Here is a 23114-nt window from a genome sequence, read left to right on the forward strand (position 1 = left end):
CTAGCGCATCCGGTCGATTGGACCCAGAATCCCGCATCAACGGAGAGTGGAGGGCTGATTCACCGGCGTGAGCGGCCCCCGCCCGTCAAAGAAGGCAATCAGGTTATCCGCCGCCAGGTTGGCCATGGCGCGCCGGGTAGGCACCGTGGCGCTGGCAATGTGCGGGGTGAGCACCACGTTGGGCACGGTCAGCAGATCGGGGTGCACGCTGGGTTCGCCTTCAAACACATCCAGCCCCGCCGCCGCAATGCGACGCTCGCGCAGGGCCACAGCCAGCGCAGCGTCGTCCACGATGCCGCCACGCGCAATGTTGACCAGCGTGGCCGTGGGCTTCATCAACGCCAGCTCGGCCGCGCCGATGGTGTGGTGCGAAGCGGGCGTGTAGGGCACCACCAGCACCACATGGTCTGCGGTGCGCAGCAACTCATCCTTGCCCACGTAGGTGGCCTTGCATTCGGCCTCCAGCTCGGCCGACAGGCGCGAACGGTTGTGGTAGACCACCTTCATGCCAAAACCATGCGCCCCGCGCTTGGCAACGCCCTGCCCGATGCGGCCCATGCCGATGATGCCCAGCGTGCTGCCGTGGATGTCGCTGCCCGCGAACATGTCGTAGCTCCACTTGGTCCACTTCCCGGCTCGCAGGTAATGCTCGCTCTCGGTCATGCGGCGGGCCGTGGCCATCAGCAGCGCAAAGCCAAAGTCGGCCGTGGTCTCGGTCAGCACATCGGGCGTGTTGGTGCCCAACACACCAGCGGCGGTCATGGCATCCACGTCAAAGTTGTTGTAGCCCACGGCCATGTTGGCGCAGACCTTGAGACGCGGCGCAGCGGACAGCAGCGCGGCGTCGATGCGCTGGCTGCCGGTGGTCAGCACCCCGTCCTTGTCAGCCAGGCGCGCGGCCAGCTCTTGCGGAGTCCAGATCACGTCGTCGGGGTTGTCTTCCACATCGAAATGCTGGCGCAGGCGGTCCACGATGTCAGGAAAGATCGCGCGGGCGACCAGGATGCGAGGTTTGCTCATAGCGCTCAAAACTCCAATCAACGGAACCAGATAAACGTCATCACCACAAATAGCGGCACCAGAATGCTGCCGGACCACAGCATGTAACCAAAGAAGCTGGGCATCTTCACGCCCCGGTCTTCGGCAATGGCCTTGACCATCATGTTGGGCGCGTTGCCGATGTAGCTGTTGGCACCCATGAACACCGAGCCCGCTGAGATGGCGGCCAGCGTGGGGGCCAGGGTGGTCATCAGCACGGCCGGGTCGCCCCCGGCGGTGTTGAAGAAGACCAGGTAGGTCGGCGCGTTGTCGAGGAACGAGCTGAGCAGCCCGGACGCCCAGAAGTACATGGCCGGATCGGGTGTGCCGTCCGGCCGCGTGACGGCGGACACCACGGCACCAAAGGGGCCATTGACGCCCGCCTTGAGCATCGCGATCACCGGGATGATGGTGAGGAAGATGCCCGCAAACAGCTTGGCCACTTCCTGCATGGGGCCCCAGCTGAACTGGTTGTCTTCATGCACCTGCCTGGGCGTGATGCGCAGGGACACCAGTGCCACCAGAATCAGGCCCACGTCCCGCACGATGCCGGGCAGCCCCACCTCGGCCCCGGCGATGGTGAACGCCACCTGCGACTTCCACAGGCCACTCAGCAGCACCAGCACCACCACCACGCCCAGCAGCGCAAAGTTGGCCTTGCCGTCAAAGCCGATGGCTTTGGTGTCGGGCGAGGGGTCGGCCCTGAGCACCTCTTCGCGCCGGTGGTAGTACCAGGAATCCATCACGAAAAAGATGGCCAGCAGCGAGCCCACCAGAAACAGGGTCTCGGGGAAAATGTGGCTCACAGTCCAGAAGAAGTCCACGCCCTTCAGGAAGCCCAGGAACAGCGGTGGGTCACCCAAGGGCGTGAGCGAGCCCCCGGCGTTGGACACGATGAAGATGAAAAACACCACCACATGCGCTGTGTGCTTGCGGTTGTCATTGGCGCGGATCAACGGGCGGATGAGCAGCATCGACGCCCCCGTGGTGCCCATGACGCTGGCGAGCACCGCGCCAATAGCGAGGATGGCCGTGTTGAGCGCCGGGCTGCCATGCAGGTTGCCCCGGATGTAGATGCCCCCCGCCACGGTGAACAGCGCGGTGAGCAGGATGACGAACGGAATGTATTCGGCCACCAGCGCATGCACAAAACTCGCGCCCGCCGCGCCGGGGCCAAACACCAGCGCAAACGGCACCAGAAAAGCCAGCGCCCAACCGGCTGCGACCTTGCCAAAGTGGTGGTGCCAGAAGATGGGCGCCAACAGCGGCATCAAGGCAATCGACAGCAGAATACCGGCAAAGGGCACGCCCCACAGCACTGACAACGCACTGCCATCAATATCGGCCGCCAGTGCCAGACCCGGCAACGCCGCCAGTAGGCCGGCCACTGCCAGCCCGCGCGAAAATTTCATGGTTCTTGTCTCCGTCTCATTGCTAAAAATCAGGGGACGCAGGGCCATGGCACCTGCGGGGCACGGTCACACCGGCGAAGGGATATCAAACACCTGGCGCAGGTAGGCCAGGTACTTCTCGTCATCACACATGCCCTTACCCGGCGTGTCCGACAGCTTGGCCACAGGCTGGTCATTGCAGCGCGTCATCTTGATGACGACCTGCAAAGGCTCATGGGCAGGCGGGCTGCCGAGGTCATTGGTCAGATTGGTGCCGATACCAAACGCGAGCTGGCAGCGACCCCGGAACTGCTGGTACAGCTCGATGGTGCGCGGGATGGTGAGCGCATCGCTGAAGATCAGCGTCTTGGTCAGCGGGTCCACGCGGTTCTTGCGGTAGTGGTCCAGCAAGCGTTCGCCCCAGGCGAACGGGTCGCCGCTGTCATGGCGGGCGCCATCGAACAGCTTGCAAAAATACAGGTCGAAGTCGCGCAGGAAGGCGCTCATGCCGTACACGTCCGACAGCGCAATGCCCAGGTCACCCCGGTATTCCTTGGCCCACATCTCGAAGCCAAACACCTGGCTATCGCGCAGCCGCGGGCCCAGCGCCTGGCAGGCCTGCAGATATTCGTGCGCCATGGTGCCCAGGGGGGTCACGCCCAGCTTCATCGCGTACAGCACGTTGCTGGTGCCCGCAAACTGCCCGGGACCTGCGGGCGCACCTGGGCGGCGGTCCCCGGTGCCGAGGCGTGCCACCAGCACGCGCAGCACTTCCTCGTGCCAGGCGCGCGAGAAGCGGCGGCGCGTGCCGTAGTCGGCAATCTTGAGGTCGGACAGGCCCTCGCCCTGAAGCAGCGCAATCTTGGCATCGAGACGGCGGCGGCCTTCCGGAAAGTCGGGCACCTTCTGCGTGTTGCGAAAGTACACCTCGTTGATGATGGCCAGCACCGGGATCTCGAACAGGATGGTGTGCAGCCAGGGCCCGCGGATGGTGATGTCGATCTCGCCGTTGTGCTGGGGCACGACGGTGATGTATTTCTCGTTGAGCCTGAACAGCCCCAGAAAGTCCACGAAGTCGCTCTTGATGAACCGCAGCGACCGCAGGTAGGCCAGTTCGGCGTCCTGAAAATGCAGGCTGCACAGCGAACGGATCTCGTCGCGGATCTCGTTGGCAAACGGCGCCAGCTGCACGCCGGGGTTGCGGCACTTGAACTTGTATTCGACCTGCGCGCCCGGAAACTGGTGCAGCACCACCTGCATCATGGTGAACTTGTACAGGTCGGTGTCGAGCAGGCTGGTGATGATCATGGACAGGGCACGCCTCAGAAACCGCGCACGCTGGGCACGCGATGCTCCGGCCGCAGACCGGACAATAAAGCCGCAAAGTGTAGGCCATCACGGCACTCGGTGCGCGGCCTGGGGGCGGCTTCAGCCGATGCTCTGCCGCCACCCGCTATTCAGGCTGTTCAGGGCTCGGGCGCACATTCCACCTGAGCCTTTTGCTATCAAATCAGTGACAACGGTATGCAACCACTCATGCGCTGGGTACGGCCAGCGCCTGCAAGACCTTGCGCAACGCGTCTGGCACGGCCACTGGGCGACGGGTCTCGCGGTCCACATACACGTGGATGAAGTGTCCTGCCGCCGCCGTCAGTGACTCACCCTGCGCAAACAGGCCCACCTCGTAGCGCACGCTGGAGCCACCCAGCCGCGCGACGCGGATGCCAGCCTCCACTGTCTGCGGGAACGCCAGTGGCGCGAAGTAATTGCATTGGGTCTCGATGACCAGGCCAATGGTCTGGCCCGCATGGATGTCCAGCACGCCCTGGTCGATCAGGTGGGCATTCACGGCGGTGTCAAACCAGCTGTAGTACACGACGTTGTTCACATGGCCATACACATCGTTGTCGGCCCAGCGCGTGGTGATGGGACGGAACAAGGGGTAGGCACTGCGCGGCTGCGGAGCCGGGCGGACCGGTGCGGAAGAAGCGACGGGAGAGGGGCTGGCGGCAGAGGTCATGGCCGCACATTCTGCCAGCGCTGGTGGTACTGCCAGGCCACGCGCCAGGTGGTGAGCTGCGCCTGCAGTGTGTCCTCCAGGTCGTTGCCGTAGCCGCCCGCCATCACGAACACCGTGGGAATGCGCCGCTGCCAGGCCCAGTCAAACACCCGCCGGTCGCGTGCCTCCAGCCCGTCGTGGGTGACGGCGAGACGACCCAGGCGGTCGCCCACGTGGGGGTCGGCCCCCGCTAGATAAAACACCAGGTCCGGTTTGCAGCGATGGTCCAGCGCCTCCAGGGCCTGGTCCAGGGCGTGCAGGTAGTCGTCGTCTGCGCATCCGTCTGGCAGTTCCACGTCCAGGTCACTCGGCTCCTTGCGAAAAGGAAAGTTGCGTGCACCATGCAGCGACAGGGTGAACACGCTGTCGTCGCCCTGAAAGATATGGGCCGTGCCATTGCCCTGGTGCACATCCAGGTCGATCACCGCCACCTGCAGCGGCCAGCCCGATCCATCGTTCAGGTGATCGGCCTGTGCCTGCCGGGCAGCCACCGCCACATCGTTGAACACACAAAAACCACTGCCCTTGTCGGCATACGAGTGGTGGGTGCCACCAGCCAGGTTGCCGGCCACACCCTCGCGCCAGGCGGCGCGGGTGGCCGCCAGAGTAGCGCCCACCGAGCGGCGAGCGCGCTCTGCCATGGCAGGACTCCAGGGAAACCCGATCTCCCGCTGCGCGGCGGGCGCCAGCGTGCCCTGGGCGATGGCGTCGATGTACTGCGGGCTGTGCACCCGCACCAGTGCCTCATACGATGCTGGCAGGGCTTCTTTCAACAGCACGTCAGGCAGGTGCTGGGCGATCCGGTCGCGCAGCATGCGGTATTTGGCCATGGGGAAGCGGTGACCATCCGGCAAAGGCAACACGAAGTGGTCGGCGTAGTAGGCGTGCATGACGCAATTGTGGCAAGCCGGGGATTTCTGGGTGATCGTGTCTAATTTGCTGCAGTGCAACAAAAAGCCCTTGCAATAGCGCTGCAAGTCCCTAAAATTCAACCCATGCTGCACTGCAACATGACCCAACAGGTCAAGGTCAGCGCAGATGTCTGTGAACCACCCGGCCCCCTGGGCCCTCATTTTTAGGAGATATGACATGTCGCTGACCGCAGAACAAATCCTGGCATCCCACAAGGCCAACATCGAAACCCTGTTTGGCTTGACCACCAAGGCTTTCGAAGGCGTGGAAAAGCTGGTCGAACTGAACGTGACCGCTTCGCGCGCTGCCCTGTCCGAAGCCGCCAACCACACGCAAGCCGTGCTGGGCGTGAAGGACGCACAAGAACTGCTGGCCCTGCAAGCTGGCCTGTTCCAGCCCCTGGCTGAAAAGACCGCCGCTTACAGCCGCCACCTGTACGACATCGCTTCGGGCACGGGCGCTGAGTTCGGCAAGGCTTTCGAAGCCCAGGCCACCGACGCACAGAAGGCTTTCACCAATCTGGTGGACAGCGCCGCCAAGAACGCCCCCGCCGGTTCCGAAACCGCTGTGGCCGTGATGAAGAGCGCCGTGTCTGCCGCCAACAACGCGTTTGAGTCGGTACAAAAGGCTGTGAAGCAAGCGTCTGATGTGGCTGAAGCCAACTTCAACGCCGTGGCCAACACCGCTGCCAACGCTGCCAAGACCGCCGCTCCCCGCAAGCGTTAATCGCCCTACCTGCGGTCTGGAGTGCAACCTCTAGGCCGTGTTCAGGGAATACCCTGATAATTCAACCCATGCGCTGCTGACCTTGTCTACAGCGCCTCAGTTGTCTCCTTGGATCCTCTCGAAACCCCCGTTTCAAGGATCCTTTTAAAGCCCGGTTTTACGACCGGGCTTTTTTTTGGCCTGACCACCCACAGGCCGCAAGCGTGGGAACGGGCCCGCGCGGCGAACCGATCTTTTTGCGGTGTTCCGGCATCCGCGGCATGCGGCCCTTGCGCCACCTCAAACCCGGACCCGAAATCCGGCCTTTGCACAAGACATTGATCAAGAATAATTCGCGTTTGCTTTATCATTGACGCAGTTTCAACCCCGAAAGACGCAACCCATGTCGAAGACTGTGAAAGCCTTGCTGAGCGCTTGTGCCCTGGCCGCCGCTGCAGGCGCCGTGCACGCCCAGGAACAAGTGGTCAACCTCTACTCGGCCCGCCACTACTCCACCGACGAAGCGCTGTACACCGGCTTTACCAAGGCCACGGGCATCAAGATCAACCGCGTGGACGCGGACGATGCCGGCATCCTGGCCCGGCTGAAGGCCGAAGGCACCGCCTCGCCCGCCGACGTGATCCTGCTGGTGGACGCAGCCCGCCTGTACAAGGGGGAGGTCGATGGCCTGTTTCAGCCCATCCAGTCCAAGGTACTGAACGATGCCATCCCCTCTAATCTGCGCAGCCAGCCGGCAGCGGACGGCGGCATCTCGTGGTTTGGCCTGTCCACCCGCGCGCGCGTGATCGTCTACAACAAGGTCAAGATGCAGAAGGCCGATGTGGACACCTACGAAGAACTGGGTGACCCCAAGAACAAGGGCAAGCTGTGCATCCGCTCCGGCTCGCACCCCTACAACCTGAGCCTGTTCGGCGCTGTGACGGAACACATGGGCGAGCAGAAGGCCGAAGCCTGGCTCAAGGGCATGGTGGCCAACCTGGCCCGCCCACCCAAGGGCGGCGACACCGACCAGATCAAGGCCGTGGCTGCGGGTGAGTGCGACATCGCCGTGACCAACACCTACTACCTGGCGCGCATGATGCGCTCCAACAAGCCCGAAGACGTGGCTGTGGTCAACAAGGTGGGCGTGGTGTTCCCCAACCAGGAATCCTGGGGCACGCACCTGAACATCGCCGGCGGCGCGGTGGCCAAGCACTCCAAGAACCAGGCCAACGCCATCAAATTCCTTGAATATCTGGCCAGCCCCGAGGCACAGAACTATTTTGCAAACGGCAACAACGAGTGGCCTGCTGCCAAGGGCGTGGCACTGGACAACCCGGCCCTCAAGGCCATGACCGGCGGCAAGCCTTTCAAGAGCGAGACCATCCCGATCAGCGCGGTGGGCGCCAACACGACCAAGGTGCAGCAGATGCTGGACCGCGTGGGCTTCCAGTAAGCTGCCCCTGCCCTCACCCACCACAAGCCCGGCCTGGTCCGGGCTTTTTTTCGCGTTCAGCACGGTGAGGAGATGCGCCATAATTGACGTTTACGTTAACGTCACTTACTGGAGACAACCATGGACATCCAAGGCAAGGTATTCATCGTCACCGGCGGCGCTTCGGGCCTGGGCGAAGGCACGGCACGCATGCTGGCCGCCCAGGGCGGCACCGTGGTCATTGCCGACATGCAGGCAGAAAAAGGCGAAGCCGTGGTCAAGGAAATCGGCGGCGCGTTCGTGAAATGCGATGTGAGCAACGAGGCAGACGGCCAGGCCGTGGTGGCCAAGGCCGTGTCGCTGGGCAAACTGGTGGGCCTGGTGAACTGCGCCGGCATCGCCCCCGCCGAGAAGACGGTGGGCAAGAACGGTGCGCATGCGCTGGCCTTGTTCAGCAAGACCATCACTGTCAACCTGATCGGCAGCTTCAACATGATCCGCCTGGCCGCCGAGGCCATGAGCAAGAACGAGCCGGAATCCACCGGCGAACGTGGCGTGCTGATCTCCACGGCCAGCGTGGCCGCCTATGACGGCCAGATCGGCCAGGCCGCCTACGCAGCCTCCAAGGGCGGCGTGGTCGGCATGACCCTGCCGATTGCCCGTGACCTGGCACGCAACGGCATCCGCAACATGACCATTGCGCCCGGCATCTTCGGCACCCCCATGCTGTTTGGCATGCCGCAAGAAGTGCAGGACGCGCTGGCCGCTGGCGTGCCCTTCCCCAGCCGACTGGGCACCCCGCAGGACTACGCCAAGCTGGTGCGCCACATCCTCGAAAACGACATGCTCAATGGCGAGGTGATCCGTCTGGACGGTGCCATTCGCCTGGCACCACGCTGAGCTGGGGATTGAGTTAAAGAGGCATGTCTGAATGCTACTCTTTCAATAGCACCTCAGGCACATTCCTCTAGCGCATGGTGCCTATTTGGCACAAAAAGTCGTCCACAAGGGGCCCGGAAAGGCCGCAGGGCTACCAAGAGCCAAACACTTTGCTGATGCCCACCCGACCGCCGCGCTCACAACGCGGCGGTTTCGTTGTGGCGGTGGCTTACCTCGGTCTCCCGCCTCCTCAACCCAAGACTGCGTGGCCTTGGGTGAGAAGCTCCTCCAAGTCGGCAGCTGGCACTGGGCGGCTGAAGTGGTAGCCCTGCCCGGTGTCGCAGCCCAGTCCCCAAAGCACGTCACGCTGCGCAGCCGTCTCCACGCCCTCGGCAATGGTTTCCAGGCCCAGGCTTTGTGCCAGACCAATGATGGCCCGCACGATATGGGGAGCGCTGGGGTCGTCGCCCAAATGCCGCACAAACGACTGGTCGATCTTGAGCTTGTGCACCTTGAGGCGCTGGATATAGCTGAACGACGAGTACCCGGTCCCAAAGTCGTCAATGGACAGCTGAACACCCAGGTCATACAGCTGCCGCACGATGGCAATCACCTGCTCTGGCGCATCCATGGCGATGCTCTCGGTCAGCTCCAGCTCCAGCATTTGCGACGGCACCCCGCTGTCGGCCAGCGTCCGGCCCACCATGTCCACCAGACCCGGATGGCGAAACTGCACCATCGACAGGTTCACCGCCACCACCAGCTCGGTGTGGCCAGCATCGCGCCATTGCCGGGCCTGGGCCAGCGCAGTGCGCAGCACCCATTCACCGATGCCCAGAATCTGGCCGCTGCTCTCGGCGACCGGTATGAACTCGGCCGGGCTGACGGCGCCCAGCTCGGGGTGGGTCCAGCGCAGCAGGGCCTCCACCCCCACCAGTTGACGGTCCTTCAGCCGGATTTGCGGCTGGTAGTGCAGCGTCAGCTGGCCCTGCACCAGGGCGCTGCGCAGAGCGTTCTCGATGTGCAACACCCTGAGCGACCGTGCCTGCATGTCCGCCCAGAAGAACCGGTAGGTGTCGCGCCCCGACTCTTTGGCGCGGAACATTGCTGCGTCGGCGCGCTGCGCCAGGGTTTCAAAGTCACCACCATCTTCGGGGTACATCGCAATACCGATCGATGACGTGACCACCAGCTCGTGATGCTCCAGCTTGCAGATGCGGCGCACCTGTGCCTGTAGCTCGTAGGCCACGTGGGCTGCCTGCTGGGCATCGGTGAGCGGCAGCACGATGACAAACTCGTCCCCGCCCTGTCGGGACACCGTGTCCTCCTCGCGCACCACCGACTGCAAACGGTGCGCAATCTCGATCAGCAACCCATCGCCCACCTGGTGACCCAGCGAGTCGTTCACGTTCTTGAAGTGGTCCAGGTCCAGATACAACAAGGCAAGCTGATGGCCGCTGCGTTGGGTCAGTGCAAGGGCCTGGCTGAAACGGGAGGCGAACATTATGCGATTGGGCAAGCCTGTCAGCGCATCAAAGTTGATCAGCTTGCGGATGCGCTCCTCGTCACGCCGACGTTCCGTCACGTCCTCTTGCACGGCCAAGTAGTGGGTGATTCGGCCCTGCTCGTCGTGCAGTGGCGAGATGATGGCGGACTCGTTGTATTCGCCCCCGCCCTTGCGCCGGTTCACGAACTCGCCGCGCCACGGACGGCCTGACGTCAAATGCGCCCACAGGTCAGCATACACGCTGGCTGGCGTGGCCCCTGCGCTGAGCAGGCGCGGGTTGCGGCCTATCGCCTCCTCGGGGCTGTAGCCCGTCGTGGCGGTGAACGCAGGGTTCACGTATTCGATGTTGCCATCAGCGCCCGCAATGAAGATGGAATTGGGCGCCTGCTCCACGGCATGGCGAAGCTTGCGCAAAGTATCGAGCGTCTGAACGCGCTGTGTGATGTCACGCGACAGCACCACAAAGTGATCGTCCGCTTCATCGTCCATCACCTTGCGCGCCACAGACAGCTCAAACCAGTGCTTGCCATCGGGCAAGTCCAGCGCGTACTGGAAGTCACGGGCCAGGCCCTGTTTAGCCGCCGTATTGATCGCAGCTTGGGCTACCGCTGCGGCCGCTGGGGGCTAGATGTCGTGGATAGAGCGGCCCACCACCTCGCTGGCTGGCATCAGCAACAGCTCGGGCTGGCGGGTATGGATCTGCACGTAGTGGCCATCGCGGGTCACTTCGAACATCAGGTCGGGCACTGCATCCAGCACAGCGCGCATGGCTTTGTCGGACTGCTTGAGCACCCGATACGGCGCCTCGATGGTGCCCACAAAGATGGCCCGGTAGAGGTAGTAGTACCCCACCACCTTGTATATGTGGCCCAGCAGATTGAATGGATCGGTAGCGATGATGTAGAACGTGAAAAAGAATTCGCTCAGGGCCATCACCCACACGGCCGCGAAGAGTCTGGCCACATCAAAGGCAGCACGCTCCCGCGCCCAGTGCAGCAGCGCGCCCAGCGATGCTGCATACAAGGCCACCACGCCGTACTCGGAGGCGATCTTGAACCGCGTGAGCCCCTGGGCGTCATAGGTCTGCGGGTACCACTGAGGAAACCAGAAGAAAACAGCATGAATGGCGGCCACTGCAGCCAATACCAGCATCAGCACCACAAATCTGCCAGGGCCGGGTGCGGCCGCATCGCCAGGCACGCGCCAGTGCAGCGTCACCGCAGCCAGGAGCGTCAGCGCCCCCAGGTATCTGGCGGGTAACCAGAAATTGATGCCTTTGGCTACCGAGTTGGGCGTGATGTAGTCGGGCATGCCGGCGAATGACAGCATGTGCGAAAAATCCAGGATCGCCACGCCCAGGAAGCCGCAGGCCAGGATGAGCACGTTGCGCTGCGGATTGAGACTGTGCGCCTTCCACCCCACCGCAAACACCAGGGCAGACACTGCAATGGACAGCGTCTCCAGCACTTGGTGCAACGTGAGGTAATGCCCCACCCGCTGTGGGCTGGCCACCGAAAAATAGACCCACGCTGCGATCACCCCACCGGTTAACAGGGAAAGCACCGGCGCCACGGCTTTGAAGCTGGCCAGGTGCTGTGAGTGGATCTGCAGCCGAATAAGGTTCATGGGCGCTGGATGGATCTGTGAGGACCGCCTGAGCGGCATGGCGGCGCGGCCGGGTACCAACGATTCTTGCACAGGCCCCACCACTTGTAACAGGTCGAATCCCAATAGCGGCCCCGCCTCACGCTGCCTGCACAGCCTGCCAGCGCAGGGCGTATCAAAACAAGGCATAAAAAAACCGCTGCAGCCTTGCGACTGCAGCGGTTGATATCTGGCGGAGTGGACGGGACTCGAACCCGCGACCCCCGGCGTGACAGGCCGGTATTCTAACCAACTGAACTACCACTCCTGGCAGGCAGCTTTTCGCTTGTATTTATCAACACAAGCCAAGTGCTACAAACTTGGCGACCCCACGGGGATTCGAACCCCGGTACTCACCGTGAAAGGGTGATGTCCTAGGCCTCTAGACGATGGGGTCAAAACCTTGGAACTAACCGAACTACCACTAACAAATTTGGTGGAGGTAAACGGGATCGAACCGATGACCTCTTGCATGCCATGCAAGCGCTCTCCCAGCTGAGCTATACCCCCAAACTTCTTTGGCTAATGCCAAAGAAAAAACCAGTGCACCCAAAAGAACTGCAAAGGCTTATGACTGGCGGAGTGGACGGGACTCGAACCCGCGACCCCCGGCGTGACAGGCCGGTATTCTAACCAACTGAACTACCACTCCTGGCAGGCAGCTTTTCGCTTGTATTTATCAACACAAGCCAAGTGCTACAAACTTGGCGACCCTACGGGGATTCGAACCCCGGTACTCACCGTGAAAGGGTGATGTCCTAGGCCTCTAGACGATAGGGTCAAAACCTTGGAACTAACCGTTATCAAGCGACGTGGTGGAGGTAAACGGGATCGAACCGATGACCTCTTGCATGCCATGCAAGCGCTCTCCCAGCTGAGCTATACCCCCACTGAATGACTTCAAACACTTTGTATTTGTTGTCATCACCTGAGCCTTGAATTATAGACAGATTTTTAGCGGTTTCGCAAACGCGCTATAACTTTTTCACGTCCGACCAGTTCCAGCACAGCATCGACCGATGGCGTGTGGGCGGTTCCGACCGTCAGGACACGCGCAGGCATTGCCAGCTGGGGCATCTTCAGACCCTGAGCGGTAAGCACCTGCTTGAATGCCACGCTGATGGATGCCTTGTCCCACTCGCAGGCGGACAGCGCTTCAGCCAGTGCGTCCAGAGCGGGCGCAATGGCATCCGTGACATGCTGAGCGCGCTCTGCATCCACCGGAGTCACGTCGCCATAGAACACCTGCGCCCAGTTGGCAAGCACGACGGTGGTGTCACACCGGTCTTTGAACAGCGCACAGATCCGGGGCAGACGCCCGTCGGCCAGCGCCTCAGCCGAAACACCGCGCGCCTGCAATTGCGGAGCAACCAGCGCGGCCAAAGCGTCGTCAGCCATGGCTTTCAGGTGCTGGGCATTCACCCAGCGCAGCTTGGCTTCATCGAACTGCGCAGCGCTGCGGCCCAGATGGTCGAGGTTGAACCACTGCAGAAACTGCTCGCGGCTGAAGATCTCATCGTCGCCGTGACTCCAGCCCAGGCGCGCCAGATAGTTCACCATGGCATCGGGCAGATAACCTTCATCGCGGTATTGCGTCACCGGCTTGGCACCATTGCGCTTGCTCATCTTCTCGCCCTGCTCGTTGAGCACAGTGGGCAAGTGGGCATACACCGGGGGTTCCTTACCCAGGGCGCGGAAGATGTTGATCTGGCGCGGCGTGTTGTTCACATGGTCATCGCCTCGGATCACGTGCGTGATCGCCATGTCGATATCGTCGACCACCACGCAGAAGTTGTAGGTGGGCGTGCCATCGGGCCGTGCGATGACCAGGTCATCCAGCTCATCATTGCTGATCTCAATGCGGCCCTTGACCTTGTCGTCCCAGGCCACAACGCCGCCCTGTGGGTTCTTGAAGCGCAGCACCGGCTGTACGCCTTCAGGAATGGCTGGCAAGGTCTTGCCGACTTCAGGACGCCATGTGCCGTCGTAGCGAGGCTTCTCCTTGGCAGCCATCTGCCGCTCGCGCAGCGCATCCAGCTCAGCCACGCTCATGTAGCAGGGATACACGTGACCGGCGGCCTGCAACTCTGCCAGGACCGCCTTGTAGCGATCCATGCGCTGCATCTGATAGAACGGGCCTTCGTCGTGGTTCAGACCCAACCAGGCCATGCCCTCGATGATGACGTCCACCGCCGCCTGGCTGGAGCGCTCCAGGTCGGTGTCCTCGATGCGCAAAATGAAATCCCCCCCCGTGGCACGGGCAAACGCCCAGGGATACAGCGCCGAGCGGATATTGCCCAGGTGGATGAAGCCGGTGGGAGACGGAGCAAAACGGGTGCGTATGCGGCCCGTGCTGGTGGCAGTGGTGTCAGTCATAACAATCAATGCTGGCCCTCCATGGGGCCAGTTCAAACTAGGATCAATCCGTGGGGCGCAGCCAGACCCGGCTAGGGCATCACGCGCACAACCGGGGGCACAGCATCGCGTGCGATGGTCTGCGGTGGCTGGGCAAGCCCTTGGCTACGCTTCCTGCGCATTGGGTAAAGCAAGGCGCGAGGTATCTTCCTCGCCCTCCTCTGCACCTACACGCCCCTCATTCAGGCTGGCAATCCCTTCCGCAGTGATGTCACCCGTCACGTACACGCCGTCAAAACACGACGCATCGAACCCGACAATCGCACTGTTGAGCGCACCCACAGCCCTCTTCATGCCATCTACATCCTGATAGATGAGAGCGTCGCAGCCGATGGCCTGGCGAATCTCTTCCACCGTGCGGCCATGGGCCACCAGTTCGCTGCTGGTGGGCATGTCGATGCCATACACGTTGGGGTAGCGCACGGGCGGCGCCGCACTGGCCAAGTACACCTTGCGGGCCCCCGCGTCGCGTGCCATCTGCACGATCTCGCGGCTGGTGGTGCCGCGCACAATAGAGTCATCCACCAGCAGCACGTTGCGGCCTTTGAATTCGCTGCCAATCACATTGAGCTTCTGGCGCACCGACTTTTTGCGCACGCCCTGCCCGGGCATGATGAAGGTGCGGCCCACGTACCGGTTCTTGACGAAACCTTCCCGGTACGGGACGCCAAGCAGATGTGCCAGCTGGGTAGCGCTGGGGCGGCTGGACTCGGGGATGGGGATGATCACATCGATCTCGTTGGGCGGCACGGTGGACACCACGCGCTTGGCCAAGGCTTCACCCAGGTTCAGACGGGCCTGGTAGACCGAGATGCCGTCAAGCACCGAATCGGGCCGCGCGAGGTACACAAACTCGAAGATGCAAGGGTTGAGCTGCGGGTTCTCTGCGCACTGGCTGGCGTGAACCTGTCCGTCCAGCGTGATGAAAATCGCTTCGCCCGGATTGATGTTGCGTTCGAACACGTGGGAGGTGCCCTCCAGCGCCACCGACTCACTGCCCACCATCACGGTGCCGTCCTGGCTGCGGCCCATGGCCAGCGGGCGGATGCCGTGCGGGTCGCGGAAGGCCAGCAGACCGTGGCCTGCGATCAGCGCGATCACAGCATAGGAACCCTTGATGCGCTTGTGCACCGCACGCACGGCAGTGAAAACGTCCTCGGGCTGCAGAGGCACGCCCCGCGTGGCGCGTTCCAGTTCGTGCGCAAACACGTTCAGCAGGACTTCCGAATCACTTTCCGTGTTGGTGTGGCGGTGGTCCGTCTGGAACAGCTCGGTGCGCAGTTCGCGGGCGTTCGTCAGATTGCCGTTGTGCACCAACACGATGCCGAACGGGGCATTGACGTAAAACGGTTGCGCCTCTTCTTCGCTGTAGGCGTTGCCGGCGGTGGGGTAACGCACCTGGCCCAGCCCCACATTGCCCGGCAGAGCGCGCATGTTGCGCGTGCGAAAAACGTCGCGCACCATGCCCTTGGCCTTGTGCATGAAGAATTTGCGGCCCTGCTGGGTCACGATGCCAGCAGCATCCTGGCCACGATGCTGCAAAAGCAGCAAAGCGTCATAAATCAGCTGATTGACGGGCGCAGGACTGACGACGCCGACGATTCCACACATAGTTGTATTCCATCCGTTTGCGGGAACAGCCCCGCGGTCATCCAACGGCAGCAGCTTCTGGCCGCTGCCGCTTCGATCTCACGAAGGCAGATGCCTTCCAAATTCGTCCGGCAGCGCCGGTTTCAACCCCTTGAGCACTTCGGCCAAGACCGGCGCGCCCCGCGACTCTTGCCACCACTGTGCCTCTTGCACGGGGGTGATGCCAGCCACCACGGCCACAGCAAGCAACAAAACGAGGCCGCGCAACACACCAAAGACGGCGCCGAGGGTGCGGTCCGCCGGGCGCAGCCCTACAGCTTCCACCAGCTTCTTGGCCAGCCATGCCAGAAAACCACAGGCAAAAACCGAAGCCACAAACACCACGACAAAACCGGCTGCATACCGCAGCGACTCGCCCGACCCACCCATGGGCAACAAGGCCGCTGCATCGGCCGCAAACCATTGCGCCACAAAAAAAGACGCCACCCAGCCCAACACCGACAGCACTTCAAACACCAGTCCGCGCCACGCACCTATCAGCATGGAGGCCAGCAACACGGCCACAAACACCCAATCCAACGCAGCCATGGACAAGCGGCAGCCTGATGAATGTTTACAGGGTGAGCACCGACGCCGACAGGTCCAGCGACTTGATGCGCGCCGCCGCCTTGTCTGCCTCTGCCCGGTTGGTGAACGGACCCACACGCACCCGGGTGCGCTTTCCGTCCTTGGTGTCCACCACCTGCGTATAGGTCTTGAGACCCGCCCGTTCCACCTTGGTGCGTGCTTCGCGGGCCTTTTCGGCATCTGCAAAGGCCCCCACCTGCACAATGAAGCGCGCCTCCTCGGCACTGACGACGGCTGGCGCCTCGGTGCTGCGGCCTTCCAACAGGGCGCGGGCACGTGCCGAATCGTCAGCACGTGCAGGCTTGGGTTCAGGGACGGGAGAAGGTGCGGGAGCAGCAGGCGGCTTGGCCTCGTGTTTCACCTCGGGCTTTGGGGGGGCAACCGCTGGGGCTGGCGCAGGTTTGGCCGCTGCAGTACGAGCGCTAGGCACCAGTTCTTCACCATCCGCCAAGCCATTGGCTGCGGCAGTGCGCGAGGGCGCAGGCCGCTGCGCAGCAGCCGTCGGCGCTGGCTCTGGGGTGGAGGGCGCAGCAGGCTTGGCCGCGGTAGTTTCAGCCACTGGAGCAGGCACCACCAGGGGAGCCACCTTGTTGCGGTCTGGGATCTCGATGGGAATGTCCACAGGGATAGGCCGTGGCTGGGTATCAAACAGCAACGGAAACCCGATGACCCCCACCAGTACCAGCACTGCAGCGCCGATCAAACGGTGCCGGGCGCGGCGGCGCATCACTTCGATGCTCTCAGCCTGTGGTGTGCGCGGGCGCTTGGACGGCTTTTCGGCCTGTTGCTGCTCACCCTGACCGGGCCACCGGAACTTGAAAAATGCCATGGACTAAGGACTCGTGAGGCGCTCAAGCGCCCATATGTTTGGCGTGCAAGCGGGGTGTTCCATTGATCAACACCCCCCCCACCGTGTAGAACGAGCCAAAGACCATGATTCTATCAGCGGGGTCTGCGGCGGCCACCGCCGCCTGCAAGGCCTGCAGTGGGTCGGCATGCAAGCTGGATGCAACGTCCCGGCGACCGCCCGCCACCATATGCACGGCATTCCACTTCTGCTGCAACACGGCGGCCGACTCAGCGCGCGGAGTGGGCAGATCGGTGAAATACCAACGGTCCACCAGAGGCCCGACCTTGGCCAGCATGGGCGCCAGATCCTTGTCCGCCATGGCGCCAAACACCGCGTGGGTGACGGGGAAGAACCCCATCGCATCCAGGTTGGCCGTGAGCGCCGCCACGGAGTGCGGGTTGTGCGCCACATCCAGCACCAGGGTCGGTTGCCCCGGCACAATCTGAAAGCGTCCCGGCAACTCCACCATGGCCATGCCGTTGCGCACGGCCTGGGCGGTCACCGGCAGCCGATCGCGCAATGCCTCAAAAGCGGCGAGCACGCCCGAGGCGTTCACCAGCTGGTTGGCCCCCGCAACGATGGGTAGGCCAGCCCGGCATAGCGCCGCCCCCGGCCAGCCCAGCTCCACTGCTGCTTGTCGCCCGAGAAATTGAAATCGCGCCCGAAACTCCACAAATCGGCGCCGATCTCCCGCGCGTGGTCGACCACGCTCTGCGGCGCCATGGGATCGCTCACGATGGCTGGGCGCCCCGTGCGCATGATGCCCGCCTTTTCGCGGCCAATGCTCTCGCGGTCCGGGCCCAGAAATTCTGTGTGGTCGATATCGATGCTGGTGATGATGGCGCAGTCGGTGTCGATCGCGTTCGTGGCATCCAGGCGCCCTCCGAGGCCGACTTCGAGAATTGCCACATCCAGCAACGCATGGCTCATCAATCGCAGGATGGCCAGGGTGGTGAACTCAAAGTAGGTGAGAGACACCTCGTTGCCGTTCTGGGTTCTGGCGCTCTCCACCGCCTCGAAATGGGGTACCAGGTCCGCCGCCGACACGATTTCGCCATGCACACGGCAGCGCTCCTCAAAGTGCACCAAATGCGGTGAGGTGTACACGCCGGTGCGATAACCCGCCTGCAGCGCCACCGCTTCGAGCATGGCGCAGGTCGATCCTTTTCCGTTGGTGCCCGCCACCGTGATCACCGGGCACTCGAACCGCAGCGCCATGCGGCGGGCGACTTCGGCGACCCGATCCAGGCCCATATCAATGTTGCGGGGGTGCAGCTGCTCGCAATGGCGCAGCCAGCCTTCCAGGGTGTGGGGTTTGGTTTGCATACAGCCGGGGATTGTCGCCGAGCCAGCATTCACCCCGCGATTTCGAGGATGATGCGCGGCATGAATACCGCCATCACCGTCTACGGCATCCCCAATTGCGATACCGTCAAAAAATCCCGCGCCTGGTTTGCAGAACAAGGGCTGGAAGTCCAGTTTCATGACTTCAAAAAGCAAGGCGTTCCCACCTGAGCTGCTCCCTGGCTGGTTGAAGGCAGTCGGCTGGCAAAAGCTGGTCAATCCGTCAAGGGACCACCTGGCGCAAGCTGGACTCAGCCACACAGGCATCGGTGCAGGACGACGCGAGCGCCAGTGCGCTGATGCAGCAACAACCCAGTGTGATCAAGCGCCCCGTGGTGCAGTGGCAGGACGCCCCCATGGCCTGCATGTGACCGTCGGATTTGTGCCGGAGCAGTGGCCTGGCGGGCCGAATGGCGCATCCAAGGGCTGACTTGGGACGGGGAACGCGGGAAAATCGCACAAATCTTTACGCAGATTTACGGCGTCCGGGCCCCGAATTGACCTTGCGGGCCCTAAACTTTTCCGCAGTCTGGTGCGTTATGTACCGACCCGAAAGGAGTTTCTCCATGAAAAAGATCGTCATTTTTTCTGCCCTGGCAGCCGTCGCCGTCGTGGCCAGCGCTCAGGAACAAGGCCGTGTGCTGTCTGCCACGCCCATCATTCAGCAGGTCGGCGTTCCGCAGCAGGTGTGTGGCAACGAGACCGTCTACAACGGCAACCGCACGACGGGCGCCGGCGCTGTGATTGGCGCGATTGCCGGGGGCGCTGTGGGCAACACCATCGGCAAGGGCAGCGGTCGCGCAGCAGCCACCGCCATCGGGGTGCTGGGTGGCGCCGTAGTAGGCAACCAGATCGAGGGCAACGGCCAGCCGCAGTACCAGAACGTGCAGCGTTGCTCCACCGAGACGTACTACGAAAACCGTACCGTAGGCTACAACGTGGTGTATGAATACGCAGGCCGCCAGTACACCACCCGCACCCAGAACGACCCAGGCCGCTGGATCCCGGTGAATGTGCAGCCCGCTGGCCAGACCTATTCCACACAACCCGACCCGTATGCGGCCCAGGGTGTTTACAAGTGCAACCGGGTGACCCACGGTTGTACCAGACCTACCCTGGTTTGGGATCCCCCCACGGTGATTGCGAATAGGGCGGCGAGCCCCTACCGGCGTGCACCACCCCCCGGGGGACGGCTGCTGTTCCCTTGTCGACACCCAACAACAAACACGGAAATGCGTGGCCGGCATCACCTTCCCGGACGGCATCGGTGCGTGGTGCTGCCCGCAACGCTCACGTTCAACACCGGCGCCCCTGAAATCATGGAATGCGTGGCGGGCTCGTGCGAATACAAGCTGGCCGGTACCGATGCATGGGTGAAATCGTCCGCAGGCGAGAAGTTCAGCGTGCCCGGCAATTCCAAGTTCGACATCCGCGTGACCGAGGCCTACCACTACATCTGCCATTTCGGCTGAGATGTTCGGGCTGAAATTTGATTGATTTTGGCCTCTAGCGTTAGTCCACAATGCGCTGGCAGCTATCATTTTTGAAGAAGACTCCATGGCAACCATCCTCCAGAACCTCCCCCTCGGCCAAAAGGTCGGCATCGCCTTCTCCGGCGGCCTGGACACCAGCGCCGCACTGCACTGGATGAAGCTCAAGGGCGCCGTGCCCTACGCCTACACCGCCAACCTGGGCCAGCCCGACGAGCCCGACTACGACGCCATCCCGCGCAAGGCCATGGAATACGGCGCCGAGAAGGCCCGCCTGGTGGACTGCCGCACGCAACTGGCCCACGAAGGCATTGCCGCCCTGCAGGCTGGCGCCTTCCACATCAGCACCGGCGGCCTGACCTACTTCAACACCACCCCCCTGGGCCGCGCCGTGACCGGCACCATGCTGGTGGCCGCGATGAAGGAGGACGACGTCAACATCTGGGGCGACGGATCGACCTTCAAGGGCAACGACATCGAGCGCTTCTACCGCTACGGCCTGCTGACCAACCCCTCGCTCAAGATCTACAAGCCGTGGCTGGACCAACTGTTCATCGACGAGCTGGGCGGCCGCGCCGAAATGTCGGCGTTCATGACGCAGGCCGGCTTTGGCTACAAGATGAGCGCCGAGAAGGCCTACAGCACCGACAGCAACATGCTGGGCGCCACACACGAGGCCAAGGACCTGGAGTTCCTGTCCAGCGGCATCCGCATCGTCAACCCCATCATGGGCGTGGCGTTCTGGAAGCCCGAGGTCGAAGTGAAGGCCGAGGAAGTGTCCGTGACCTTTAACGAAGGCCAGCCCGTGGCGCTGAACGGCAAGGAGTTCAACGACCCCGTCGAGCTGATCCTTGAAGCCAACCGCATCGGCGGCCGCCATGGCCTGGGCATGAGCGACCAGATCGAAAACCGCATCATCGAAGCCAAGAGCCGCGGCATCTACGAAGCCCCTGGCCTCGCGCTGCTGCACATCGCCTACGAGCGCCTGGTGACCGGCATCCACAACGAAGACACCATCGAGCAGTACCGCATGAATGGCCTGAAGCTGGGCCGCCTGCTGTACCAGGGCCGCTGGTTCGACCCCCAGGCCATCATGCTGCGCGAAACCGCCCAGCGCTGGGTGGCCCGCGCCGTGACCGGCACCGTGACGCTGGAACTGCGCCGTGGCAACGACTATTCGCTGCTGAATACCGAGTCGCCCAACCTGACCTACGCCCCGAGCGCCTGTCGATGGAAAAGGTGGAAGACGCGCCGTTCAGCCCGCTGGACCGCATTGGCCAGCTGACCATGCGCAACCTGGACATCTCGGACACGCGCGGCAAGCTGGGCGTGTACTCGCGCGCGGGCCTGCTGTCGCTGGGAGGCAATGCAGCCCTGGCGCAGCTGGACAACGACCGCAAGTAAGGCGGTACTCGCCCCATGGGCCCCAAGCCTCCCGGGTTGCCACCGGAAGCTGCTTGGCGGCTCATTGGGAGCAAAAATGGCTGGTAGCGCTAGTGCAATTGCCTCTTCAGCTATCAATAGATGAGCAAAAGCCACCCTTGGGGTGGCTTTTTCATTGGGGTCTCGTACCAGGCGCGACACCGGCCCTTTCGAGGCGCAGGGGTCGCCTCTGACTTCGCGCTACACGACCACCGGCTCGGGCTCCAGCCGGATGCCAAAGCGCTCGTACACACTCGTCTGGATGGCCTTGGCCAGGGTCATGACCTCGCCCCCTGTCACGCTGTCAGCGCCCTGCCCCCGGTTGACCAGCACGAGGGCCTGCTTCTCGTACACCCCGGCCTTGCCGATGGATTTACCCTTCCAGCCGCAGGCATCGATCAGCCAGCCCGCCGCCAGCTTGATGCTGCCATCGGGCATGGGGTAGTGCACGATCTTGGGCTCGCGGGCGATGATGTCGGCGCACTGGTCGGGCGACACGGTGGGGGTTCTTGAAGAAGCTGCCCGCGTTGCCCACCACGGCAGGGTCGGGTAGTTTCGCGCGGCGGATGTCGCAGACCCAGTCAAAAATTTGCTGGGCACTGGGGTGTTCCACCCCCGCCTCGGCGCGGCGGCGCTCCAGGTCCAGGTAGCCCAGCACCGGCTTCCAGGGCTTGGGCAGTCGAAAGCGCACATGGGTGATCACCGCCCGGCCTGCCAGACCCATGCCGCGCGGCAGCCCGCTGCCGTCCTGCGCTTCGGAAGGCGCATGCTTGAAAACGGAATCACGGTAGCCAAACCGCATTGCGCAGCATCCAGGCTGAACGACTGGCCCGTAGCCAGGTCGATGGCGTCGAGAGACTCAAAACGGTCCTGCAGCTCCACGCCATACGCGCCAATGTTCTGGACGGGCGATGCCCCCACCGTGCCGGGATAAGGGCCAGGTTCTCCAACCCGGGATAGCCGTGCGCCAGCGTCCAGGCCACGGCGTCGTGCCAGACCTCGCCAGCACCCGCCTCCACGATCCAGGCCTTGGGCGTTTCACCCACCAGGCGCAGGCCCTTGATTTCCATCTTGAGCACGACGGACTTCACGTCACCGGTCAGGATGATGTTGCTGCCGCCGCCCAGCACAAATTTCGGTGCGGGCGCGAGCTGGGGGTCTGCCAGCACAGCCCGCAGGTCGTCCACCGAATGCACTCGCACCAGGGTTTGGGCGCGCGCGGCAATGCCGAAGGTGTTGCAGGGCTGTAAAGGGGCGTTTTTCTCGACTACCATTGGCCCGATTGTCGCACCCGGCCTTTTGGCTCCCTGCGATCCGCACCCATATCTGCACCTGTTTTCCCCGAGATAGAGACCCACCATGCCATCTTTTGACACCGTCTGCGAAGCCAATCTGGTTGAAGTGAAAAACGCCGTCGAGAACACCGCCAAGGAAATCGCCACCCGTTTCGACTTCAAGGGCACCTCTGCCAGCATCGAGATCAAGGACAAGGACATCACGCTGATCGGCGATGCTGATTTCCAGCTCACCCAGATTGAAGATGTTCTGCGCAACAAGCTCACCAAACGCAGCGTGGATGTGCGTTTTCTGGACATGGGCGATGTGCAGAAAATGGGCGGCGACAAAGTCAAGCAGGTCATCAAGGTGCGCAACGGCATCGAGAGCGAGCTGGCCAAGAAGATCCAGAAGCTGCTCAAGGAAAGCAAGCTCAAGGTGCAAGGCGCTATTCAGGAAGACAAGGTGCGCGTGACTGGTGCCAAGCGCGACGACCTGCAGGCCGCCATGGCCTTGATCCGCAAGGATGTG

The 23114-nt window shown here is 62.8% G+C and carries 15 protein-coding genes, 6 tRNA genes and 6 pseudogenes; 8 read left to right on the top strand and 19 right to left on the bottom strand.

Annotated features, from left to right (window positions below; translation table 11 throughout):
- Positions 1-36: 36 nt before the first annotated feature.
- The 5 genes from C8C95_RS22665 to C8C95_RS22685 form a co-directional block, all read right to left on the bottom strand.
- Positions 37-1020 (bottom strand): D-glycerate dehydrogenase, encoded by a 984-nt coding sequence (locus C8C95_RS22665; protein ID WP_116750067.1) that lies wholly within the window; start codon positions 1018-1020, stop codon positions 37-39.
- 17 nt (positions 1021-1037) lie between these two features.
- Positions 1038-2450: a sodium:proton antiporter gene (locus C8C95_RS22670; protein WP_116750068.1), complete on the bottom strand. Its 1413-nt coding sequence runs from the start codon at positions 2448-2450 to the stop codon at positions 1038-1040.
- A 66-nt stretch (positions 2451-2516) separates the two neighbouring features.
- Positions 2517-3737: a nicotinate phosphoribosyltransferase gene (gene pncB / locus C8C95_RS22675; protein ID WP_116750069.1), complete on the bottom strand. Its 1221-nt coding sequence runs from the start codon at positions 3735-3737 to the stop codon at positions 2517-2519.
- A gap of 226 nt (positions 3738-3963) precedes the next feature.
- The gene (locus tag C8C95_RS22680) at positions 3964-4449 is read right to left on the bottom strand and encodes a thioesterase family protein (protein WP_116750070.1); all 486 of its coding nucleotides are present in this window, start codon (positions 4447-4449) and stop codon (positions 3964-3966) included.
- A complete protein-coding gene (locus C8C95_RS22685; protein ID WP_116750071.1) occupies positions 4446-5378 on the bottom strand; it encodes a histone deacetylase in 933 nt (310 codons plus the stop codon). The genes C8C95_RS22680 and C8C95_RS22685 overlap by 4 nt, the downstream gene beginning before the upstream one ends.
- Positions 5379-5577: 199 nt before the next feature.
- Between C8C95_RS22685 and C8C95_RS22690 the strand changes: the two genes are divergently transcribed.
- The 3 genes from C8C95_RS22690 (at position 5578) to C8C95_RS22700 (ending at position 8440) form a co-directional block, all read left to right on the top strand.
- Complete coding sequence (locus C8C95_RS22690; protein WP_056063715.1) at positions 5578-6126, top strand: phasin family protein; 549 nt, start codon at positions 5578-5580, stop codon at positions 6124-6126.
- Between the two features lie 382 nt (positions 6127-6508).
- Positions 6509-7561 carry an extracellular solute-binding protein gene (locus C8C95_RS22695; protein ID WP_116750072.1) on the top strand — a complete coding sequence of 351 codons (1053 nt, stop codon included), beginning with the start codon at positions 6509-6511 and terminating at the stop codon, positions 7559-7561.
- Positions 7562-7681: 120 nt separating this feature from the next.
- Positions 7682-8440, top strand: coding sequence for a 3-hydroxyacyl-CoA dehydrogenase (locus C8C95_RS22700; RefSeq protein ID WP_116750073.1), 759 nt, complete (start codon positions 7682-7684; stop codon positions 8438-8440).
- A gap of 229 nt (positions 8441-8669) precedes the next feature.
- On the opposite strand, the gene C8C95_RS23930 is transcribed toward C8C95_RS22700, so the two are convergent.
- From C8C95_RS23930 to folC, 13 genes and pseudogenes are all read right to left on the bottom strand, one after another.
- Positions 8670-10463, bottom strand: coding sequence for an EAL domain-containing protein (locus C8C95_RS23930; RefSeq protein ID WP_243415757.1), 1794 nt, complete (start codon positions 10461-10463; stop codon positions 8670-8672).
- Positions 10464-10550: 87 nt separating this feature from the next.
- Positions 10551-11552: an MASE3 domain-containing protein gene (locus C8C95_RS23935; protein ID WP_243415758.1), complete on the bottom strand. Its 1002-nt coding sequence runs from the start codon at positions 11550-11552 to the stop codon at positions 10551-10553.
- A 209-nt stretch (positions 11553-11761) separates the two neighbouring features.
- Positions 11762-11838: transfer RNA gene (locus C8C95_RS22710), tRNA-Asp, on the bottom strand.
- A gap of 53 nt (positions 11839-11891) precedes the next feature.
- Positions 11892-11967 (bottom strand) — tRNA-Glu (locus C8C95_RS22715).
- Positions 11968-12004: 37 nt separating this feature from the next.
- A tRNA-Ala gene (locus C8C95_RS22720) sits at positions 12005-12080 on the bottom strand.
- A gap of 65 nt (positions 12081-12145) precedes the next feature.
- Positions 12146-12222, bottom strand: a tRNA-Asp gene (locus tag C8C95_RS22725).
- 53 nt (positions 12223-12275) lie between these two features.
- Positions 12276-12351: transfer RNA gene (locus C8C95_RS22730), tRNA-Glu, on the bottom strand.
- A 32-nt stretch (positions 12352-12383) separates the two neighbouring features.
- Positions 12384-12459 (bottom strand) — tRNA-Ala (locus C8C95_RS22735).
- 65 nt (positions 12460-12524) lie between these two features.
- Positions 12525-13946, bottom strand: a complete 1422-nt coding sequence (gene gltX, locus C8C95_RS22740) for a glutamate--tRNA ligase (RefSeq protein WP_116747238.1) — start codon at positions 13944-13946, stop codon at positions 12525-12527.
- A gap of 144 nt (positions 13947-14090) precedes the next feature.
- Positions 14091-15596: an amidophosphoribosyltransferase gene (purF, locus tag C8C95_RS22745; RefSeq protein WP_056746391.1), complete on the bottom strand. Its 1506-nt coding sequence runs from the start codon at positions 15594-15596 to the stop codon at positions 14091-14093.
- A 78-nt stretch (positions 15597-15674) separates the two neighbouring features.
- Positions 15675-16163, bottom strand: coding sequence for a CvpA family protein (locus C8C95_RS22750; RefSeq protein WP_116747239.1), 489 nt, complete (start codon positions 16161-16163; stop codon positions 15675-15677).
- 25 nt (positions 16164-16188) lie between these two features.
- Positions 16189-17031 (bottom strand): SPOR domain-containing protein, encoded by an 843-nt coding sequence (locus tag C8C95_RS22755; RefSeq protein WP_116747240.1) that lies wholly within the window; start codon positions 17029-17031, stop codon positions 16189-16191.
- 22 nt (positions 17032-17053) lie between these two features.
- Positions 17054-18378 (bottom strand): annotated as a pseudogene (gene folC / locus C8C95_RS22760) (bifunctional tetrahydrofolate synthase/dihydrofolate synthase).
- Between the two features lie 60 nt (positions 18379-18438).
- Between folC and C8C95_RS22765 the strand changes: the two are divergent.
- The 4 pseudogenes from C8C95_RS22765 (at position 18439) to argG (ending at position 21290) form a co-directional block, all read left to right on the top strand.
- Positions 18439-18826: pseudogene (locus C8C95_RS22765) on the top strand (arsenate reductase).
- 136 nt (positions 18827-18962) lie between these two features.
- Positions 18963-19436: pseudogene (locus C8C95_RS22770) on the top strand (glycine zipper 2TM domain-containing protein); the annotation flags it as partial.
- A 190-nt stretch (positions 19437-19626) separates the two neighbouring features.
- Positions 19627-19868: pseudogene (locus C8C95_RS22775) on the top strand (pyrimidine/purine nucleoside phosphorylase); the annotation flags it as partial.
- Between the two features lie 85 nt (positions 19869-19953).
- Positions 19954-21290, top strand: a pseudogene (argG, locus tag C8C95_RS22780) (argininosuccinate synthase).
- A gap of 219 nt (positions 21291-21509) precedes the next feature.
- Here argG and murB read toward each other — a convergent pair.
- A pseudogene (gene murB, locus C8C95_RS22785) lies at positions 21510-22582 on the bottom strand (UDP-N-acetylmuramate dehydrogenase).
- Positions 22583-22667: 85 nt separating this feature from the next.
- Here murB and C8C95_RS22790 point away from each other — a divergent pair.
- Positions 22668-23114: YajQ family cyclic di-GMP-binding protein (locus C8C95_RS22790; protein WP_116750074.1), on the top strand; the 447-nt coding region annotated here is incomplete at its 3' end.

It is taken from the genome of Acidovorax sp. 99 (genome assembly GCF_003096455.1).
GTDB lineage: Bacteria > Pseudomonadota > Gammaproteobacteria > Burkholderiales > Burkholderiaceae_C > Acidovorax > Acidovorax delafieldii.

Coding starts and splice junctions, on each gene's coding strand:
- gltX (WP_116747238.1), bottom strand. CDS start 13,946: ATGACTGACACCACTGCCACCAGCACGGGCCGCATACGCACCCGTTTT.
- C8C95_RS22665 (WP_116750067.1), bottom strand. CDS start 1,020: ATGAGCAAACCTCGCATCCTGGTCGCCCGCGCGATCTTTCCTGACATC.
- C8C95_RS22700 (WP_116750073.1), top strand. CDS start 7,682: ATGGACATCCAAGGCAAGGTATTCATCGTCACCGGCGGCGCTTCGGGC.
- C8C95_RS22670 (WP_116750068.1), bottom strand. CDS start 2,450: ATGAAATTTTCGCGCGGGCTGGCAGTGGCCGGCCTACTGGCGGCGTTG.
- pncB (WP_116750069.1), bottom strand. CDS start 3,737: ATGATCATCACCAGCCTGCTCGACACCGACCTGTACAAGTTCACCATG.
- C8C95_RS22755 (WP_116747240.1), bottom strand. CDS start 17,031: ATGGCATTTTTCAAGTTCCGGTGGCCCGGTCAGGGTGAGCAGCAACAG.
- C8C95_RS22685 (WP_116750071.1), bottom strand. CDS start 5,378: ATGCACGCCTACTACGCCGACCACTTCGTGTTGCCTTTGCCGGATGGT.
- C8C95_RS22690 (WP_056063715.1), top strand. CDS start 5,578: ATGTCGCTGACCGCAGAACAAATCCTGGCATCCCACAAGGCCAACATC.
- C8C95_RS22695 (WP_116750072.1), top strand. CDS start 6,509: ATGTCGAAGACTGTGAAAGCCTTGCTGAGCGCTTGTGCCCTGGCCGCC.
- C8C95_RS23935 (WP_243415758.1), bottom strand. CDS start 11,552: ATGAACCTTATTCGGCTGCAGATCCACTCACAGCACCTGGCCAGCTTC.
- C8C95_RS22680 (WP_116750070.1), bottom strand. CDS start 4,449: ATGACCTCTGCCGCCAGCCCCTCTCCCGTCGCTTCTTCCGCACCGGTC.
- purF (WP_056746391.1), bottom strand. CDS start 15,596: ATGTGTGGAATCGTCGGCGTCGTCAGTCCTGCGCCCGTCAATCAGCTG.
- C8C95_RS22750 (WP_116747239.1), bottom strand. CDS start 16,163: ATGGCTGCGTTGGATTGGGTGTTTGTGGCCGTGTTGCTGGCCTCCATG.